The organism is Azospirillum sp. UENF 312511, from assembly GCF_058780635.1.
In genome coordinates, this window is the sequence record NZ_JBSNCG010000005.1 from 350602 (window position 1) to 369507 (window position 18906).

General features: G+C 68.7%; 17 protein-coding genes and 2 pseudogenes. 8 read left to right on the top strand and 11 right to left on the bottom strand.

Translation table 11 applies throughout. The features are described from left to right. Positions 1-6 precede the first annotated feature (6 nt). From ACWPN7_RS30185 to ACWPN7_RS30195, 3 genes are all read right to left on the bottom strand, one after another. The gene (locus ACWPN7_RS30185; RefSeq protein ID WP_459197369.1) at positions 7-1317 is read right to left on the bottom strand and encodes a quinoprotein dehydrogenase-associated putative ABC transporter substrate-binding protein; all 1311 of its coding nucleotides are present in this window, start codon (positions 1315-1317) and stop codon (positions 7-9) included. A 21-nt stretch (positions 1318-1338) separates the two neighbouring features. Next, complete coding sequence (locus ACWPN7_RS30190) at positions 1339-1791, bottom strand: c-type cytochrome (protein WP_103040932.1); 453 nt, start codon at positions 1789-1791, stop codon at positions 1339-1341. Positions 1792-1891: 100 nt separating this feature from the next. Further along, positions 1892-3775 (bottom strand): methanol/ethanol family PQQ-dependent dehydrogenase, encoded by a 1884-nt coding sequence (locus ACWPN7_RS30195; protein WP_200775074.1) that lies wholly within the window; start codon positions 3773-3775, stop codon positions 1892-1894. 479 nt (positions 3776-4254) lie between these two features. Between ACWPN7_RS30195 and ACWPN7_RS30200 the strand changes: the two genes are divergently transcribed. Together ACWPN7_RS30200 and ACWPN7_RS30205 are read left to right on the top strand one after the other, a co-directional pair. Beyond that, positions 4255-4449, top strand: a complete 195-nt coding sequence (locus ACWPN7_RS30200) for a hypothetical protein (protein WP_040136610.1) — start codon at positions 4255-4257, stop codon at positions 4447-4449. Between the two features lie 327 nt (positions 4450-4776). After that, a complete protein-coding gene (locus ACWPN7_RS30205; protein WP_035680398.1) occupies positions 4777-4995 on the top strand; it encodes a hypothetical protein in 219 nt (72 codons plus the stop codon). Between the two features lie 30 nt (positions 4996-5025). On the opposite strand, the gene ACWPN7_RS30210 is transcribed toward ACWPN7_RS30205, so the two are convergent. Together ACWPN7_RS30210 and ACWPN7_RS30215 are read right to left on the bottom strand one after the other, a co-directional pair. Next, complete coding sequence (locus ACWPN7_RS30210) at positions 5026-6426, bottom strand: UdgX family uracil-DNA binding protein (RefSeq protein ID WP_459197368.1); 1401 nt, start codon at positions 6424-6426, stop codon at positions 5026-5028. A 2-nt stretch (positions 6427-6428) separates the two neighbouring features. Beyond that, the gene (locus ACWPN7_RS30215; protein WP_451995434.1) at positions 6429-7643 is read right to left on the bottom strand and encodes a putative DNA modification/repair radical SAM protein; all 1215 of its coding nucleotides are present in this window, start codon (positions 7641-7643) and stop codon (positions 6429-6431) included. Positions 7644-7790: 147 nt separating this feature from the next. Between ACWPN7_RS30215 and ACWPN7_RS30220 the strand changes: the two genes are divergently transcribed. Beyond that, positions 7791-8855, top strand: coding sequence for a serine hydrolase domain-containing protein (locus tag ACWPN7_RS30220; RefSeq protein WP_459197367.1), 1065 nt, complete (start codon positions 7791-7793; stop codon positions 8853-8855). Between the two features lie 12 nt (positions 8856-8867). On the opposite strand, the gene ACWPN7_RS30225 is transcribed toward ACWPN7_RS30220, so the two are convergent. From ACWPN7_RS30225 to ACWPN7_RS30250, 6 genes and pseudogenes are all read right to left on the bottom strand, one after another. Then, the gene (locus ACWPN7_RS30225; RefSeq protein ID WP_492273647.1) at positions 8868-11408 is read right to left on the bottom strand and encodes an ABC transporter permease; all 2541 of its coding nucleotides are present in this window, start codon (positions 11406-11408) and stop codon (positions 8868-8870) included. A gap of 143 nt (positions 11409-11551) precedes the next feature. Further along, the gene (locus ACWPN7_RS30230) at positions 11552-12106 is read right to left on the bottom strand and encodes a thioesterase family protein (RefSeq protein WP_103040925.1); all 555 of its coding nucleotides are present in this window, start codon (positions 12104-12106) and stop codon (positions 11552-11554) included. Continuing rightward, positions 12103-13020 carry a LysR substrate-binding domain-containing protein gene (locus tag ACWPN7_RS30235; RefSeq protein ID WP_103040924.1) on the bottom strand — a complete coding sequence of 306 codons (918 nt, stop codon included), beginning with the start codon at positions 13018-13020 and terminating at the stop codon, positions 12103-12105. Before ACWPN7_RS30235 ends, ACWPN7_RS30230 begins: the two co-directional genes overlap by 4 nt. A gap of 152 nt (positions 13021-13172) precedes the next feature. Then, positions 13173-13880, bottom strand: coding sequence for a CaiB/BaiF CoA transferase family protein (locus tag ACWPN7_RS30240; protein ID WP_492273742.1), 708 nt, complete (start codon positions 13878-13880; stop codon positions 13173-13175). A 19-nt stretch (positions 13881-13899) separates the two neighbouring features. Beyond that, positions 13900-14211 (bottom strand): annotated as a pseudogene (locus ACWPN7_RS30245) (CoA transferase); the annotation flags it as partial. Further along, a pseudogene (locus ACWPN7_RS30250) lies at positions 14210-14740 on the bottom strand (CoA transferase); the annotation flags it as partial. The pseudogenes ACWPN7_RS30245 and ACWPN7_RS30250, both read right to left, overlap by 2 nt. Before the next feature lie 80 nt (positions 14741-14820). Between ACWPN7_RS30250 and ACWPN7_RS30255 the strand changes: the two are divergent. The 5 genes from ACWPN7_RS30255 to ACWPN7_RS30275 all read left to right on the top strand — a co-directional run bounded on the left by ACWPN7_RS30255 (position 14821) and on the right by ACWPN7_RS30275 (position 18751). After that, positions 14821-15987: an acetyl-CoA acetyltransferase gene (locus tag ACWPN7_RS30255; RefSeq protein WP_459197365.1), complete on the top strand. Its 1167-nt coding sequence runs from the start codon at positions 14821-14823 to the stop codon at positions 15985-15987. Positions 15988-15995: 8 nt separating this feature from the next. Next, positions 15996-16397 (top strand): Zn-ribbon domain-containing OB-fold protein, encoded by a 402-nt coding sequence (locus ACWPN7_RS30260; protein ID WP_040136595.1) that lies wholly within the window; start codon positions 15996-15998, stop codon positions 16395-16397. A 13-nt stretch (positions 16398-16410) separates the two neighbouring features. Next, a complete protein-coding gene (locus tag ACWPN7_RS30265; protein ID WP_014242262.1) occupies positions 16411-16860 on the top strand; it encodes a MaoC family dehydratase in 450 nt (149 codons plus the stop codon). Then, the gene (gene fabG, locus ACWPN7_RS30270; protein WP_149649134.1) at positions 16857-17627 is read left to right on the top strand and encodes a 3-oxoacyl-ACP reductase FabG; all 771 of its coding nucleotides are present in this window, start codon (positions 16857-16859) and stop codon (positions 17625-17627) included. Before ACWPN7_RS30265 ends, fabG begins: the two co-directional genes overlap by 4 nt. A gap of 68 nt (positions 17628-17695) precedes the next feature. Continuing rightward, on the top strand, positions 17696-18751 hold the full coding sequence (locus ACWPN7_RS30275; RefSeq protein WP_119507954.1) for an ABC transporter substrate-binding protein: 1056 nt from the start codon (positions 17696-17698) through the stop codon (positions 18749-18751). The last annotated feature ends 155 nt before the right edge of the window (positions 18752-18906 follow it).

The following is an 18906-nucleotide window of genomic DNA, read 5'->3' on the forward strand; positions in this document are numbered from 1 at the left end:
GTTCGGTCAGTTCGACGCGCCGCCGGCGAAGGGTTCGACGGTCTCCAGCCCGTATCCCGCCTCCTGCCAGCGCATGGCACCGTCGGAATACCAGTAGACATTGCCGTACCCCCACTCCACCGCGCGTTTCGCGGCGTTCCAGGACATCCAGCAATCCGGCTCGCAGAAGAAGACCAGCCGGGCGGCCCGATCCCCATGACTTACGGTCTCCAGCCCGGCGCGGAAATAGCGCTCCTGCTCGCCAGACAGGCTGCCGTAGCCGACATTGGGCAGCCAGACCGCTCCCGGCAGGCTGCGGCGGGGGGGCGGAACCCAGACGGCCGGCGCCGGTCGGCCGGCCGGGCGCGGCGGGGCCGGCATCACGTCGATCAGCCGCGTGTCGGGAAAATGCTCGATCAGCCGGCGCAACTCCGCCAGGGTCACGGTGGAGGCGCCGGACAGGCCGGCGGGAGTCGGGGCGCGGTACTGGTCCATCCGGTAGCCCGGCGGCTCGAATGTGGCGGCGGTCTTCAGCGCGCCGTCCGGGCCGATGAGCGGGACGTGGTAGCGCAGCAGGATGCGGTCGATGTCGTCCTGGCGGCGCTTGATGAAGTCGTTGAGCCAGTGCTTCCACTCCGGCTCGTCGGAGCGGATGCCCATGGAGATGTTGAATTGCAGCCGGGCGACCGCCGGTTCCTTGACCAGCGGAACGACGGTCAGCGGCTCCGTCTGCTGGGCGGCGAAGTAGCCGGCGATCGGCCCCCAGATCACCGCGGCATCGGTCTTGCCGGCGGCCACGTCCTCGATGGCGTCGCGGGCCGGGTTGTTGGCGCGCGTGTCGGTGTTGAGCTGGTAGGGCTCCGTCCGGGTGATGCCGTAGAGGCGCAGCAGGTTGACCGCGGGCGTCTTCTCGACGACCCCGATGCGGGCGTCCTTCAGGGACGGATCGCCCACGCTTTCCGCCTTGATGCCCGATTTGGTGCGGTAGACGAGGGAATAGACGGTCCGGTAGTAGGGATTGGTGTTCTGCATCAGCTCTTCGCCGGACGCCGTTCCCATCACGAGGTCGCACTGCCGCGCGCGCAGCGTGTTGCGGACGAAGCCGATGGTCTGCGGCCACCAGTAGTAAGTCACCGGTTTCTTTAGATCCTCGCCGATGAGCCGGGCGATCTCGTTCTCGAAGCCCTCCATTTTTTCGTTGGAGTAGGGCAGGAGGTTGCCGTCGGCGCAGACGCGCACGGTCTCGCGCTCCGTCACCTCGACGGCGTGGGCCGGCAGGGTGACGGACAGCAGAGCCGCGGCGATGGTGACGACGGTGAGCACAGAAGGAAATGCCATGAAGGGTCTCCCTCCGCCGGATCAGCCGCCGATGCGTTGCGGGCGTCCGCCGGGCAGCGCGCCGTCGGCCCGCGCCTTCAGGTAGCGGTAGATGTCGTCCAGATGATCCATGATGTTCGGGTCGAGGCCGAAGGAGGGCATCACCTTGTCGCCGGTGGCGCCCTGGTTCTGGCGGCCGTTGACCACGACCTCCTTGAACTCGTCGTAGCTGAGGCGTTTGAGCGAGTCCGCGAGGCTGGGGGCGAAGGACGACCCCGACGCGTCGAAGCCGTGGCAGGTGTGGCAGGTCGCGTGGAAGCGGCGGTAGCCGTTGTAGGTTCCCTTGTCCACCTGACCGTCCTTGACGATGTAGGTCGGTGTTCCGTCGGGGGTCGTCGGCGCGTCCTGCGCCAGGGCGGCGAAACAGGCGACGGTGCCCACCGTCAGCGCACCGGTCAGCAAGCCAAGTCTGCTTTGCGCAAATCTGCGTTTCATGGATGTCGAGATCCTCGCCCGGAATCCGGGTCCCAGTAAATGCCGAAGGCTCTGAAGCAAAACCCCCGGTGCGTTGCGGCACCGGGGGCAGGTCTGCCGATCACTTCTGGTCCGGAACGTGGAACACCGTCAGGACGCCACCGAGCTGGGTGTATTCGCCCAGCGACTGGTGGGCGCCAACCGCGCCGAGGCCGGCGGTCGCCACCCCTCCGCCTTCGGTGTGGCCGGGATGGACGGCGTTGTGCCACGCCTGCGCCCCGGCTTCCTGGGTCAGGCCCGCGGCGAGGCCGATGCCGGCCCAGCCGCCGACGCCCGACAGGACGGCCACATACTGCTTGCCGTTGTGGGTGTAGGTGTTGATGTTGCCGATGATGCCGGACGGGGTCTTGAACCGCCACAGCTCCTTGCCGTCCTTCATGTCGACGGCGACGAGGTAGCCTTCCAGCGTCCCGTAATAGGCGACGCCACCCTTGGTGGACAGGGCGCCGCTCCACACCGCGAAGCGCTCCGGCCGCGACCAGACGATCTTGCCGGCCGCCGCGTCCCAGGCGATGAAGTTGCCCATGCCGCCGTGCGAGTTCGGCGTCGGGTACATGGACACGGTCGAGCCGACATAGGCCTGCCCCGCCGTGTAGGAGACGGAGAACGGCTCGTAATCCATGCAGATGTGGTTGGTCGGGACGTAGAACAGGCCGGTGTCCGGCGAGAAGGAGGCCGGCTGCTGGTCCTTGCTGCCGAGTGCTGCCGGGCATACGGCGGCGGTGTTCTTGTCCTCGCCGTTGGCGAAGGTGCTGTATTTGTCGACGACGTTCGGCCGTCCGGTCTTCATGTCGACATCGGTCGCCCAGTTGACCGTCGGGTCGAACTTCTGCGCGACGAGCAGTTCGCCGGTCGCCCGGTCCAGGGTGTAGGCGAAGCCGTTGCGGTCGAAGTTGACGAGAACCTTGCGCTGCTGGCCGTTCATGTTGATGTCGGCCAGGATGTTCTCGTTGACGCCGTCGAAGTCCCATTCATCGAACGGCGTCTTCTGGTAGACCCACTTCGCCTCCCCGGTGTCGGGGTCGCGGGCGAAGATGGTCATCGACCATTTGTTGTCGCTCTTGGCCCGGTCCTTGTCGACGGCCCGCTGCGTCGGGTTCCAGGTGCCGGGGTTGCCGGTGCCGTAATAGATCAGGTTGAGCGCCGGATCGTAGGTGTACCAGCCCCAGGTGGTTCCGCCGCCGCGCTTCCATTCCTCGCCCGGCCATGTCGAGACGCCGAGGTCCTTCTGCCCGATCGGCTTGCCCATCATCATCGTCTTCGACGGGTCGATCTTCACGTCGGCGTCGGGGCCGGTCGAGAAGGCCCGCCACACCATCTTGCCGCTGTTCGTGTCGTAGGCCGTCAGATGCCCGCGCACGCCGAATTCGCCGCCGCTGATGCCGACGAAGACCTTGTCCTTGACCACCAGCGGGGCCGCTGTCAGGGTCTCGCCCTTGGTGTGGTCGCCGTTCTTGGCCTTCCACATCTCCTTGCCGGTCTTGGCGTCGAGTGCCACCAGCGTGTTGTCCGCCTGCGCCAGGAAGACCTTGCCGTCGGCGACCGCGACGCCGCGGTTGACGGTGTCGCAGCACATCACCGGGATGACGGTCGGGTCCTGGACCGATTCATATTTCCAGATGACCCGCCCCGGGTTGTTGAGGTCCAGCGCGAAGACCTTGTTGGGGAACGGCGTGTGAATGTACATCACGTCGCCGACGACGATCGGCCCGCCTTCATGGCCGCGCAGAACCCCGGTGGAGAACGACCATGCCACCTGAAGATTCTTGACGTTGTTGGTGGTGATCTGGTCGAGGGGGCTGTACCGCTGCCCGGCATAATTGCCGAGCTGGGACGCCCAGTTGTTGGGGTTCGCTTCATTCTTGAGAATACTGTCGTTCGCAGAAACCGAGCCGGCGGCGACGACAGCGACAGACGCCAGAAGCCAGCGAGACAATACCTTCATGACGATCCCTCCCGTGATGGCGCTTATTGTTTACCCAAAAACCAATGGGCTTCTTGCTTATGAGCGCAGCGCTGAGTGCAAAAGGGCGTTGTCGCGCGGATGTTGTCGCGCGGTATGTTCGGTTCTGAATTCAATATTCAGAAAAGCTGACGCCAAATTGGTACTTAATGCTATATTGGGACCATCTTCTCGTCAAGGCTCTGCCGAATAGAAAATCTCAAACAATCGGCTTGTGCCAGATTTATCCAGGACCGACCGCAAATTGGGAGTAAGAGATTAATCCTTCAAAACAAGATTTTGTAATTTATTTATTTGCAGTTTTGAACGCGAATTTTGTGCAGGGCAGCAATATTTGCTGCAAAGCAGCGCGGCCCGATCCGCGATTCCGGCTGTTGATGCATGTGTTCCGGCCTTCGTCCGTCTTGGCGGAAACGCCGAAGGCGCCGGCTTATCGAGCTTTCGCACAGGAAACGCGAACCATGTTTGAACTGGTTCTGGTGATTTGTCTGGCCGTGCGGCCGGACCACTGCGCCATCGAGCGTCCACTCTCCTTCGAACGGTACCCGACCGCGGTCGAATGCACGCACAACAGCTACGCCCACGTCGTGCATTGGCTCATGGAGCATCCCAACTGGAACGTCCGCCAATGGCGGTGCGAGCAGCCCGGGGCCTGACGCCAGCGCAGGTTGCTTCAAGGATACGAAAGACTTCACTCAACGTTCCGTTGACCTGCGGCGCGCCGACTCCAGACTTGCGCGAAGGCTGATCTGGACCTTGCGGCCCGTTCCGTTTCATCCGTTGCACCAACGGCTTTGCAAACTCCCAACCTTTAGGCATTGGTTAACCTTCGATGCCTAATGATTCGGCGCCCTGTGGTTCAGCTCATTTCCGAGCAGCCGGAATCGCGCAATCCTGTCCTCGTCCTGGGCATGGCATGCGGCTTGCTCTCGCTGATCCACACGATGTTGGCACAGCTGTGCCGTTGCGTTTTGGAGCGCCCGATGTTTGTTACCCTGTCGATGATCTTCTGCCTGGCGTCCGACCCGACCCAGTGCCGGACCATCAACCCGATGGTTCCCGACACCGAACCCCTGACCATGTCGAGCTGCCCGATCGCCGGTCAGATCGAGAGCGCCAAGTGGATCAACGATCACCCGAAGTACGAGCTTCAGCGCATCCAATGCACGGTGGGCAAGCGGTTCAAGCAGCAGGGTGCGTGAGGGTTTGACGGGGGACGGTTCGGTGTCGTCTCACGCCAGCGCCGCGGCCCGACGCAAGTCGGCCACGAACTCCGCCTGCGCCCGCCGCCGCTCCTCGTCTCCCGGAAGCCTCAGCAGGTAGGAGGGGTGGACGGTGACGAAGCCGTCCCACCCGTCGAAGGCCATCGGCCCGCGTTCGCGCAGCACCGAAACGGACCGGCCGGCCAGCGCCAGGGCCGCGGTGGCTCCCAGCGCGACGACGAGGCGGGGACGGACGAAGCCTAGCTCCGTCATCAGCCACCAGCGGTAATGCTTGACCTCGCCGGCGGTGGGGGACTGGTGGATGCGCCGCTTGCCGCGCTGGACGAATTTGAAATGCTTGACGGCGTTGGTCAGGTAAAGACCGCCGCGGTCGATGCCGGCTTCCTCCAGCGCGGCGGTCAGCAACTGGCCGGCGGGGCCGACGAAGGGCCGGCCCTCGCGGTCCTCCTGGTCGCCCGGCTGCTCGCCGACGATGGCGATGACCGCACCCTCCGGCCCTTCGCCCAGCACCGCCTGTGTCGCGCCCGGCACCAGCGGTTCGGAGCGTTGGATCAGGCGGTTCAAGTCGGCGAGGCTTTCCGGCGCCTGCCGGGCCATCGCCGCCACCGCCTTTTCGGGCATGCGGCGGCGCGGGATGGCGGCCTCCGCCTCCAGCATCGCCTGGACGCGGGCAGGGGCGGAGCGGACCATGGCCGGGATGGCCGCCGTCTCCGGCATGTTGGCCCAGTATTTCCGCGGCATCTCCGCCCGCATGGCCGTCGGGTTGACCCGAGCGGGATTGAAGGTGCTCTCGTAATAGCGCAGCCAGCCCTCGGCGAAGCGGTCGTCGGCCAGGGAGTCCGGACGCTCCGTGGGCGGGCCGGTCATCAGGCGTTGGCGGTCCCAGTGCAACGAGCCCTTCGGCGTCAGGATCGTCCACACCATGCTTTCGAAACGCTCGACGAAGAAGGGAGCGACCGCCTCGACGATGTGATGGTCGGGCTCGAACCACGCGACGTAACGCTCTCCGCCGTCCGGGTCCCGTAGGGCGCGGAAGCGCAGGAAAGCGTGCATCTTGTGGATGTCCCGGCGCACCGCTTTGTCGAGCCGCTCCAGCCGGTGCACCAGCGGGTCGGCGTGCTGGTCGAGCAGAGCCCGCTCACCGTTCAGCACCCGCCAGACCAGCCGGTAGAGCAGGGCGTAGCGTTCCGGATCGCCGTGGCAGACGACGGTTTCGATCAGTTGCCCGACCGCCTGGGGCAGGAAGACCGGGGCGCCGTTTTCGGAAGCGGGGGCTTCGTCGCCGAACAGCGACGGCGCGCCGACGCTCCACAGCACCTCGTCGGGCGCCGTCCGGGCGGCGGCGAGGCGGCGCACCGCCCGGCGGAAGCCGTCGAGGTCCGCCCCCTCCCGCAGGGTGATCGTGTGCATCGTCAGAACAGGCTCAACTGGCTGGATGGCGTGACCAAGCGCTGGCGCAGGTCCAGCCGGTCGGTCAGCCCGCCCACGGGGTGGTAATCGGCGGCGATCAGGAAGGGGCGCGCCCGCCTCAGCCCGCTCGACAGCCGCCCCAGATCCTCCATGCGCAGGCGGGTGTGGCGGCGCGCCGACAGAATCTTGTCGACGGCGCGCGCGCCCAGCCCCGGCACCCGCAGCAGCATCTCGCGGTCGGCGGTGTTGACGTCGACCGGGAAGCGCTCCCGGTTCTTCAGCGCCCAGGCCAGCTTGGGGTCGATGCCGAGGTCGAGCATCCCGCCCTCGCCGCCGGACGCGATCTCCTCCACCGTGAAGCCGTAGTAGCGCAGCAGCCAGTCGGCCTGATACAGCCGGTTCTCCCTTTGCAGCGGCGGCGGCTTGACCGGCAGCACCGAACTGGCCTCCGGGATCGGGCTGAAGGCGGAATAATAGACGCGGCGCAGCCCGTAGCGCTGGTAAAGCGTGCCGCTGGTCTCCAGGACCGAGCGGTCGGTGGCATCGTCAGCGCCGACGATCAGCTGGGTGCTCTGGCCGGCGGGGGAGAAGCGGCGGCGCTCCTCTTTGGCCTCGACGATGCGTTCGTTGACCTGTCCCATCACCGCCTTGATGGTGCCGCCGTTCTTCTCCGGCGCGAAGGCTTTCAGGCTGTGGTCGGTGGGCAGTTCGAGGTTGATCGACAGGCGGTCCGCCCACAGCCCGGCCTGCTCGATCAGCCAGGGGCTGGCCTCGGGAATGGTCTTCAGGTGGATGTAGCCGGCGAAGCCGTGGTCGCGCCGCAGCGTCCGCGCCACCAGCATCATCTGCTCCATCGTGTGGTCCGGCGAGCGGATGATGCCGGAGGACAGGAACAGCCCCTCGATGCAGTTGCGCTTGTAGAAGCCCAGGGTCAGTTCCACCACCTCCTCCACCGTGAAACGGGCGCGGCGGACGTTGGAGGAACGCCGGTTGATGCAGTACACGCAGTCGAACAGGCAGTGGTTGGTCAGCAGGATCTTCAGGAGCGAGACGCAGCGCCCGTCCGGCGTGTAGGCGTGGCAGATGCCGGCGCCGGTCGTCGAGCCCAGCCCCTCCTTGCCGCCGCTGCGCGGCTTGGCGCCGGACGAGGCGCAGGAGGCGTCGTATTTCGCCGCATCGGCCAGAATGCCGAGCTTCTCGATCAAGGCGTCGTCCATCGTCCCATCCCACGCTGCTTGTGTGTTCTTAATATGTTCTCATGGGGTGGGGAGGCAAGCGGCGTGTGTGGCGCTGGGTGGGACAAAGTCGGATCAGGGTCTCTGTGGCAATCTTGGATGGCAGCGAAGCGGGACCACATATCCGGGATGACCAACAATCCGCCGTTCCGGCTCGGCCGCCGCACCGTCCTCGCCGCCACCGCCGCCGTTGCTGCCGCGTCCCTTGGCTGCGCCTTGACCCGCCCGCTGCTTGCCGCTCAACCGGGGGCCGGGTTCGACCCGGCCTTGCTGGACGGCGCGATCAAACGGGCGGCGGAACTCGACCAGATCCACGCGCTGGTCATCGGGCGGAACGGCGCGGTGGTGTCGGCGGAGGCCTTCCGAGGGCCGGCGGTGAACCGCGCCGTCAACGTCAAGTCGGTGTCCAAAACCATCGCCGCCTCGCTCGCCGGCATCGCCATCGACCGCGGGGTCCTGCGCGGCGTCGATGTGCCGTTGGCCGAGGCGGCGCCGGGACTGGTTCCGGCGGGCGTCGATCCGCGGGTGCGCCGGATCACCATCGCCGACCTTCTGACCATGCAGGCCGGTCTGGAACCGACCTCCGGGCCGGGTTACGGCCGCTGGATCAACAGCCGCAACTGGGTCGTCGACGCGCTGCGCCGTCCCTTCGTCACCGAGCCGGGCGCACGGATGCTTTACTCGACCGGGAGCTACCACCTGCTGGGAGCGGCGCTGTCCAGCGCGTCGGGGCGCAGCCTGCTGTCCCTGGCGCGGGACTGGCTGGGCGAGCCGCTGGGCATCGACGTGCCGTCCTGGACGCGCGACCCGCAGGGCTTCTACCTCGGCGGCAACAACATGGCGCTGTCGCCGCTCGACCTCTTCCGCTTCGGTGAGCTGTGGCGGCAGGGCGGGCAGTGGAACGGACAACAGGTCATCAGCGCCGCCTGGGTGGAGGCGTCGTGGGTGCCGCGCACGCGCTCCCCCTTCTCCGGCGACGATTACGGGTACGGCTGGTTCCTCGCCACGGCGAAGGGGCACCGCATCGCCTACGCGCGGGGCTATGGCGGGCAGATGCTCTATCTGGTGCCCAGCCTGGGGCTGACCGTCGTCGTCACCTCCGACCCCGGCCGGCCGGCGCGGTCGGATGGCCATGTCGGGCTTCTTAACGCCCTGCTGACCGACGCGATCATCCCGGCGGCGGAAATGGCCTGACGGGCCGGCGGATCAGGCGGACAGGGTGTCGCTGCGCAGGCGCCGCATCACGTCCCTTCGCGGCAGCCAAACCACCAGCACGGCCCCGACCGCCGCCATCGCAGCGACGGTGCCGAGGAAGGCGGCTAGGGGAACAGCGCCTCCGGGGAGGGGCGCGCCGTCGGCAAGGCTGGCGACCACCGCCGCGCCGCCGGCCCAGCCGAGCGGCACCGCGATCGCGGCGACCGCGGCGCCCAGGAGGACGAATTCCAGCACCACCGCCTGGACCATGGACCACCGACCAACTCCAAGGGCGTGCAGGATCGCCATCTCCTGAAGCCGCCGCCGGGCGCTGCTGGCGATGGCGCCGAGAAGGACCACGGCCGCCGCGCCGAGGGCGACGGCGGACAGGCCGTCCAGAAGGCCGCGCACGGTCTGGACGGTCGAACCGAGCGTGTCCAGCACCTCCGCCACGCGGATCGTGGGGGCTTGCGGGACTGCCTGCGCCACCGCCGCCTCAACCGCCGGAACCGCTTCGGGCGAGGACCAGACGGCGGCGACGAGGCTGTGCGGCGGCGGGTCGGGGAAGGGGGAGAGGAGCACCGGGAAGTCCAGATCGAGCCGCGTCCAGTCGATGCGCCGGAGGTTGCCGACCGTCGCGGTCACCGGACCGCTCGCCAGGGCCAGCGTAAGGCTGTCCCCCACCGCCAGCCCCAGCCGGCGGGCCACCTGCGCGTCCAGCGAGGCGAGCGGCGGGCCGGTATAGCCCTCGGGCCACCAACTTCCGACCACGATCCGGTCGGTGGGGGCCGGGCGGTCGCGCCAGGACAGGCCGCGGTCGCCGCGCACCGCCCAGCCGACGGAGCGCGGGGCGTCCGCCTCGGTGATGGCGACGCCGTTGAGGCGGCTGATCCGGGCGTGCAGGAAGGGCGCCACCTCGACCCGCCCGACGCCGGGCAGGGAGGTCAGGCGCTCGCTCAAGCCGATGCCGCCCGGCGGGGGAACGTTCAGCGCGATGACGGAGGGCGTCTGCGCCGGCAGCGTCGCCGCGACATGGCCGGTGGCCGACCGTCCGACCACGCCGACCGCCACCAGCAGGGTCAGGCCGATGCCCAGCGCCACGGCCACCGGAACCGTCGGGGCGCCGGGCCGCCCGAGGTTGGCGACGGCCAACCGGACCACCGGTCGCCGTCCGCGCGCCAGCCGGCGGGCCACCCAGGCGAGCCCCCGTCCCAACAGCGCGAATGCGGCCCACACAAGTCCGGCGACGAGGAGAAAGCTGGCGACCGCGAGTGGCATGCCCGTCCAGGCGGCGAGAGCACTGGCGAGCGCCAGCCCCAGAAGCGCGACGGCGCCACGGGTCCGCCACCCCAACGGCTGGGACAGGCCATCCACCGCCCCCCGCCAGATCGCGGCGGGGCTGGTCCCGGCGGCGCGGACAAGCGGCGGCACGGCGCAGAGCAGCGCGGCCAGAAGCCCGACTGCCCCCGCCAGCAGCAAGGCCGCCGGATCAATGGCGCCGCCCGTCTCCGGCATCCAGTCGAGCGGCAGCGCGTTCACCGCCATGGCGGCCAGCACGGCGCCGGTCGTCACGCCGATCAGCAGCGCCACGCCGACCACCGCCAGCGTCTGCAGCAGGAAGGCGGTGAAGAGAAGGCGTGGCGAGCCACCCAGCGCCTTCAGCGTCGCCAGGACCGGCAACCGCCGGGTGAGGTGCGCCGACAGCGCCCGGCCGATGCCGACGCCGCCGATCAGCAGGATGGACAGCGACCCCAGAAGGAACAGCGCGCGGGCGAGCTGCATGGTGCGGTCCACGCCCGGAATGCCGTGCGAGGCATCGACGATCCGCCATCCGGCGTCGGGGAAACGGCTTTCCAGATCGCGCAGGACGGCGTCGGAGCGGGCCGGTTCCGGCAGGACGAGGCGATAGTACCAGTAGACGGGCATCCCCGGCTCCGCGAGGCCCGTCGCGTCCAGCGCTTGGCGATCGATGACGACGCGCGGGCCGAGGGAAAGGGCGCGGAAGGCCCGGTCTGGCTCATGCTCCAGCACGGCGCGGACCGTGACCTCGGCGGCCCCGAGCCGCAGCCGGTCGCCGACGTTCAGCGCCAGAGCGTCGAGCAGGTCGGCGGACACCGCCGCACCCCACCGCTCGTCCCGCCGGGCCAGCGCGTCGGCCAGGGACGGGGCGCCGGACACCGTCGCCGTGCCGACCAGCGGGTAGGTTCCTTCGACCGCCTTCAGTTCGACCAGGGCGCGGGCATTGCCGGTCACCGTCGAGGCGACGGGCCGCAGTTCCGCGGTCTCGCCGACCCTGCCCATCGTGTCGAGGACGGCCCTTTGCTCCGGCGTGGCCGGTGCGTGGAACAGGCGCAAGGAGAGGTCACCGCCGACCGCTTCGCGCGCGGTGGTCCGCATCCCCTCCAGCACGCCGCCGCTGAGCGAACCGACGGCGGTCATCATGGCCGTCCCCAGCGCCACCCCCAGGACGACGATCCAAAGTCCGGCGACGCCGCCCCGCAGGTCCCGCCAAGCCAGCCGCAACGCGATGCGCAGATAAGTCATGGCGGACATATCGTGAAGGTCCCGCCGGCCGGCAACCGTTTTGGCCACATTCGGCTTCCCTCTCCCGCCTCGGGAGAGGGAAGGGGCCCACGCGAAGCGTGGGAAGGGTGAGGGTGAAGCCGAGAATCAGCGCTCTGATCCTCGCACGACCCTCACCCGGCGCCTTCGGCGCCACCCTCTCCCGGGGCGGGAGAGGGATTGGGTGCCAGATGCAGCCGCCGCCGGTGGCGGGGCGGCAGGGGATGGGCGGATTGGACCGCCGCCAGGGCGCGCAGGCGCTCCGCCAGGGCGGGCGGGAAGGGCGTCACCTTGCGGGTGCCCAGATCGACGTGAATCGACAGTTGTTCCATGGTCGCGGCGACCGTTCCGTCGTCGGCCCGGCGGATCTCCAGCAGGCTCAGCAGCCGCTTGTCGTCGGCGTCGAGCAGCCGCAGGGCCACCTGTAGGGGCGTGCCGGCACGCAGTTCCCGCCGGTAATGCACCGCCACATCGACAACGAACAGGCCGAGCCCCTCGTCCCGCGTGTAGGTCTCGCCCAGCCCCCACCGCTCCATCAGGGCGTAGCCGACCTCGTCGAACAGGGCGACGTAGCGGACCATGTTCATGTGGCCGTAAAGGTCGATCCAGCTCTCGTCGACCGTGTGCACACCGGACAGAAGGATGTCGGACGGCAAGATGTCTGGCGGCAGGGCGTGGTCCTGGGTCATGGGTTGCCTTGGAGGGGGGAGGTCTGGTCCGGCGGGAACACGCCGCGCAGCCATTGCCGGATGGCCGAGATCACCGGCGTGTTCCAGCGGTGGGCCGGGGCGATGAAGTAGTAACCGCCGATGGTGACGTTGCTGTCCACCATCTCCACCAGCTTGCCGTTGGCCAGCGGTTCGGTCACCAGCAGGTCGCTGACCAGGGCGACTCCGCGCCCCAGCCGGGCCGCCTCGATGGTCAGGTGCGCCTGCCACAGTCGGGGACCGCGCAGCCGGGGGAGTTCGGCGATGCCGGCCTCTTCGAACCACGCTTCCCACATTCCGGTGGATTGCTCGTGGATCAGCGGCAGGCCGACAAGGTCGGCGGGTGTGCGCACGTCGGGGTAGCGCGCCTTGAACTCCGGGCTGGCGATGGCGAGGATGCGCGGCCGCGCGAACATCTCCGACCGCAGGCCCTCGGCGACGGAGTTGCCGTCCTCAAGATACATGATCTCGGCGTCGGCCTCCTCCCGGCTGAAGTCGGGGCGGGTCGAGGTCGGCTGCAGGATCACCTCCCGCCCGGTCAGCGCCTCTTCCAGCTCGGGCAGGCGGGCGAGCAGGCAGCGCGACGCCAGCCCCGCCAGACAGCAGATGTGCACCGCCTCCATCCCGCCGTTGCGCAGCTCGTTGCTCGCCTCGCCGATCAGGTCGAAGGCGCGGCGCAGCTGGGCGGCGTAGCGGATGCCTTCGCGGGTCAGGGACAGGCCGCGCCCCGACTTCGCCACCAACTTCACCCCCACCGCCTGTTCCAGATTCTGGATGTGGCGCGACACCACCGTGTGGGACACCGCCAGCTCGTCGGCGGCGGCCCGCACCGTGCCCTGACGGGCGAAGATGTCGAAGGCGCGGAGCGCGAGAAGGGGCGGAAGGCGGCGCGCCATGCGGACCTTTGGGCTGTGGACGGAAGCCGGTGCGAGGCTGGGAGCGATCCCGGCGGCAGTGATCTCGACAGCAGTATGAAACATTTCCGCCAGCACCGCACGCGCCCCTTCGCCGCCCGCCACCCGCCGCTCTCCCCCCGCGCCGCCGGCCATCACACCACCGCGTCGCGACGGAAGGCGCCGATCTCGTCGGGGCTGAAGCCGAGATCCGCCAGGATGGCGTCGGTGTGCTCGCCCAGCCGCGGCGCCGGGCTCTCCGCCGGCAGCGGGGCCTCCGGCATGGTGATCGGGACGGCGGCGAAGCGCTTGCCCGAACCCTCCGGCACCTCCACGACCATCTTGCGGTGGACCACCTGGGGATCGTTCAGCGCGTCCGGCACGCTGTTGATCGGGCTGGCCGGCACGTCGGCGTCCTCCATCGCGTCCAGCCACGCGTCGCGCCCGCGGGTAAGGAAGACCTCGCGGAGCAACGGTTCCAGCTCCGCATGGTTGGCGTTGCGGGCCGAGCCTGTGGGGAAGCGCGGGTCGGACAGCAGATGCTCCAGCCCCATGGCGCGGCACATCCGGTCCCACTGCTCGTTGGTGTCGACGCAGATGGCGATCGGCTTGTCGGCGGTGGGGAAGGCCTGGAAGGGGGCGATCAGCGGGTGGCGGCTGCCCAGCGCCCGCGGCGTCTCCCCGGCGTTCAGGAAGCGGGCGATGGCGTTCTCCATCAGGGCGAGCTGGCAATCCAGCATCGCCACGTCGATGAAGCTGCCCTCGCCACTGCTCGCCCGTTTCTGCAGGGCGGCGAGGATGCCGACGGCGGCGAACAGAACTCGACCCGATGTCGCCGATGGACGCGCCGACCCGGCAGGGATCGCCGCCCGGCTCGCCGGTGATGCTCATCATGCCGGACATCGCCTGGGCCACCACGTCGAAGCAAGGCCGGTGGCGGTAGGGGCCGTCCTGCCCGAAGCCGGAGATCGAGGCGTAGACCAGCCGCGGATTGACCGTCTTCAGATCGTTGTAGCCCAGCCCCAGCCGGTCCATCGCCCCGGCCCGGTTGTTCTCCACCAGCACGTCGCTGGTGGCGACAATTTTTTTGAAAATCTCCTTCCCCTTTTCCTCCTTCAAGTTGAGAGTCAGAACTCCGCTTGTTGCGGTTGACGCTGAGGAAGTAAATGCTTTCCTCCTCGCTGAAGGGAGCAATGATGCGGGTGAAATCGCCCTTGCCGGGACGCTCGATCTTGATGACCTCCGCCCCCAGCGCGCCGAGCAGCCACGTGCTGTAGGGGCCGGCCAACATGTGCGTGAGATCGACCACGCGCACGCCGGCCAAGGGGCCTTCGCGGCGTTGCGTATCGGTGTTGAGCATGCATGATCCTTCGGATGGCCGGACGCCGCGCAGGCGGTCCGGGCGGGGCCGCGCGCCCGGCTGGAAACCGGTCCGGTCCAGGGCGGCGGCGGGAATGCGATACCCAAAGGCTTGCGCCACGGCGGCCGGAAAACAATCGCTTAGTTTGGCCCAATCCGGTGCATGGAAGGCACCGTTCCGCGGATTTGCCCTGTGTGGTATTGGTGCGTTCCGTGCACCGGACCGCATCGTTTTTTCTGCTTGTGACACGAACTGTGTCCGGTAGTCTTGATCTTGCCGGGAGCGGATCGGCCTGATCGAAATCTCTGCCGGACATCGGAAAGTCTTCATGATTTCCGAGGCGGGCGGCCTCTTTACTCTCATCGCCTGTCCACTGAAGCCGCTCGGCGCGCGTCGCGGCAGCGATGCGCGGCCTTCCACAACCAGGAAAGGACAACCCGCGCGTGATCGATCTTTCGGGAAAGGCGGCCATTGCCGGCGTTTTTGAATCGCCCCGCCGGGATGCGCCGCGCGTCCACCCCTTCGCCCTTCAGATGGAGTGCATCCTCGGCGCGCTGGACGACGCCGGGCTGACGCTGAAGGACGTGGACGGGCTGTGCGCGGCCTCCGGCGACTGGGCCGAGGGCGGCAGCACCATGGATGTGGTCGAACTGGCCGAATACATCGGGATCGCGCCGACCTACGTGAACAGCACCGACGTCGGCGGCTGCTCCTACATCCTCCAGGCCGGGCAGGCGGCGGCGGCCATCGCCACCGGGCTGGCCGAGGTGGTGGTCATCAGCTACGCCGCCTGCCCGCGCTGGTGGCCGCTGAGCAGCCCATCCTTCGACCCCTTCGTCTTCCCCGCCGGCCCTGGCCAATACGAGATTCCCTACGCGCCGACGCTGATTTCGACCTACGGCCTGTTCGCCCGTCGCCATATGGACCTCTACGGCACCACGCCGGAACAGCTTGCCCAGGTGGCCGTGACCTTCCGCGAGCACGCCGCGCAGAACCCCGACGCCCGGCTGCGCAAGCCGATCACGGTGGACGACGTGCTGGCCTCGCCGATGATCGCGTCGCCGCTGCACCGGCTGGACTGCTGCGTGGTGACCGACGGCGGCGGCGCCGTGGTGATGACCAGTCGGGAGCGGGCGCGCGACCTGAAAAAGCCGCCGGTCCATCTGGTCGGTTACGGGGCCGCCGTGGCGCGCACCCAGAACAGCCAGATTCCCGACGACCTGACCACCCCGGCGGCGCTGTCCGGCCCGCGCGCCTTCGCCATGGCCGGGGTGACCCCCGGCGAGATCGACGTGGCGCAGATCTACGACGCCTTCACCATCACGCCGATGCTGGCGCTGGAGGATCTGGGCTTCTGCGGTCGCGGGGAGAGCGGCGCCTTTGTCGCGGACGGCAACCTGACGCTGGGCGGCAGCCTGCCCACCAACACCGACGGCGGCGGGCTGTCGTCCAATCATCCCGGCAAGCGCGGCATCTTCACCCTGATCGAGAGCGTCCGCCAACTCCGCGGCGAGGGGCCGGGCGTCCAGGTGCCCGACGCGCGCATCGCCCTGGCCCATGGGCTGGGCGGCACCTTCTGCTCCGCCGCCACCGCCATCCTTGCCCGGTAAGGTGCCTGATGACCAGCATGACCACCCCGCCCGTCCAGGACGAGACTTCCGCCCCCTTCTGGGAAGCGGCGCGCGAGGGGCGCTTCCTGATCCAGCGCTGCCCGGAGACCGGGCGTTTTCAGTGGTACCCGCGTGCGCACTCCATCCACGCTCCGCACGCCCGCCCGGAGTGGGTCGAGGCCAGCGGGCGCGGCGAACTGCTGACCTATTCGGTCGTCCATCGCGGCAACCAGCGCGTCGATCCCTACGTCTGCGCCCTGATCCGGCTGGAGGAGGGCGTCACCGTCTTCTCCCGCGTCGAGGGGGTGGCGGAGGCCGATCTGCGGGCCGGGCTGCCGCTCGCCGTGGCTTTCCACCAGCTCGACGAGACCACCAGCCTCCCCGTGTTCCGCCCGCGGACTCCCGACTGAGGGTGCCATAAGAATGACCGCCATCCATCTCGACGACATCAAGCCGGGCGACCGGACGCGCTCCTCGCGCGTCACCGTCACCGAGGCGCACATCGTCTGGTTCGCCGGCCTGACCGGCGACTTCAACCCGCTGCACATGGACGCCGAGGCCGCCAAGGCCAACGGCTTCGGGCGGACCATCGCCCACGGCATGCTGACCCACTCGCTCAGCACCGGCCTGCGCTCCGCCATCGACGACTGGGCGATCCTCGCCTTCCTGGAGACGCGCCGCCGCTTCGTCGGCCCGGTCTTCGCCGGCGACACCGTGCATTACGAGGCCGAGGTGGCGGAGGTCCGCCCCAGCGCCTCCAAGCCCGACCGCGGCATCGTCCGCGTCGCTATCACCGTGAAGAACCAGCGCGGCGAGACCGTGCAGGAGGGCGAGGACGTGCTCTCCATCGCCCGCAAGGAGGCGCAAGCATGAGTGCCGCTGTTGCTCACTCCAACCGCCTCACCGGCCGTGTCGCCTTCGTCACCGGCGGCGGCGGCGGCATCGGGCGCGCCGTCTGCGAGCGGCTGGCCGCGGAGGGGGCGGCGGTCGTCGTCGCCGACATCGGGGCCGAGGCCGCCGAGAGCGTCGCCGCCGCGCTGCGCACCGACGGGGCTCAGGCCCACGCCACCGCGCTGAACGTCGCCGACCGGGAAAGCTGGGGCGCCGCCGTGGCCGGCCTGCCCGAGGCATTCCGGGGCGTGGACATCATGGTCAACGTCGCCGGCATCGTCCGCGACCGCTCGCTGCCCAAGATGACCGACGCGGAATGGAGCGCCGTCATCGACGTGAACCTGCGCGGCACATGGCTGGGCTGCCAGACGGCCTTCCGTCTGGTCGGCGACCGCGGCTGGGGCCGCATCGTCAACATCGCCTCCACGGCGATCCTGGGAACCTTCGGGCAGGCCAACTACTCCGCCTCCAAGGCCGGTGTGGTCGGGCTGACCCGCACCGCCGCCCTGGAAGGGGCGCGCCGCGGCATCCTGGTCAACGCCGTCGCTCCGGGTGTCGTGGAGACCGCCATCGTCGAGGGCGTGCCCGACGCGGTGCGCGCGCAATGGCTGGAGAAGACGCCCATCGGGCGCCTGGGCAAGCCGGCGGAGATCGCCGCCGTCGTCGCCTTCCTGGCGTCCGATGACGCGGCCTACGTCACCGGCCAGACCATCGTCGCCGACGGTGGGGCGACCACCGGCGACTACTGATTTCCGACAAGCAACGAAGAACGACGCCGAAACGGCGATACCGCAACAACAAGACAGGGATTGGCAACATGATGGAATTCTCGCGCCGCCGCCTTCTCCAGACCGGCGGACTCGTCGGCACCGCCCTGGTGACCGGCGGGCTGGCCGGCACCGCCTTCTCGCGCATCGCGTCGGCGGCGGACGACCCGCTCTACGCCGCCGCGAAGAAGGAAGGCGCCCTGACCCTTTACTGGGGCTCCTACGAGCAGCAGACGATGGAGGCGATCCGCGACGCCTTCAAGGCGAAGTATCCGGGCATCGAGGTCAACCTGCTCCGCCAGGCCTCGCAGACCGTCTACACCCGCCTGCGCATGGAGTTGCAGAGCGGCGTCCACGAGTGCGACTCACTGGGCACCACCAACATGCTGCATTACACGGAGCTGAAGAAGATCGGTGCGCTGGCGCCCTTCGAGCCGGTGGACGGCGTGCACATTCCGGACGCCTTCCGCAACCTCGACCCGGACAAGATGTTCCATGTCGGCGCCATCAGCCTGACCAGCATCAACTACGCGCCGGGCAAGGTGCAGTCGCCGCCGCAGAGCTGGCAGGCGCTGCTGGAGGACCAGTGGCAGGGCAAGATCACCACTGGCAGCCCGGCCTTCTCCGGCGACGTGGCGAACTGGGTGGTCGCCATCCGCCGCAAGTACGGCGACGACTTCCTGCGCGCCTTCGGCAAGCAGAAGCCGAAGGTCGGTCAGTCCAACGTCGACACCGTGACCGACATCCTGGCCGGTGAGCGCGTCGTCGGCTCCGGCGCGCCCTTCAGCTACACGCTGACCCAGAAGGCCGCCGGCAACCCCATCGACGTGGTGGCGCCGTCCGACGACGCTATCCTGAACCTCGGCGTCACCGGCATCCTGGCGAAGGCCCCGCACCCGAACGCCGCCCGGCTGTTCACCAACTTCCTCTATTCCACGGAGGTGTCGATGATCCTCCAGAAGAACTACTGGCCGACGCTGCGCAAGGACGTGCCCTGGGCGGAGGGGCGGTCGCTGGACCAGTTGAAGTGGTACCGCAACACCGGCGACGACCTCGGCCCGGAGGTTGCGGAAGGCATCGCCAAGTGGAAGGAACTGGTGCGCTGATCTTAATTCCCTCTCCCCTCCGGGGAGAGGGTTAGGGTGAGGGGGTTGCACATGTCGGTACGTTCGGCAAAAGCGCACCCCCCTCACCCGCCCGCTCTGCGGGCACCCTCTCCCCGGAGGGGCGAGGGACAGTACGGACAATGGAGGCGGACCCT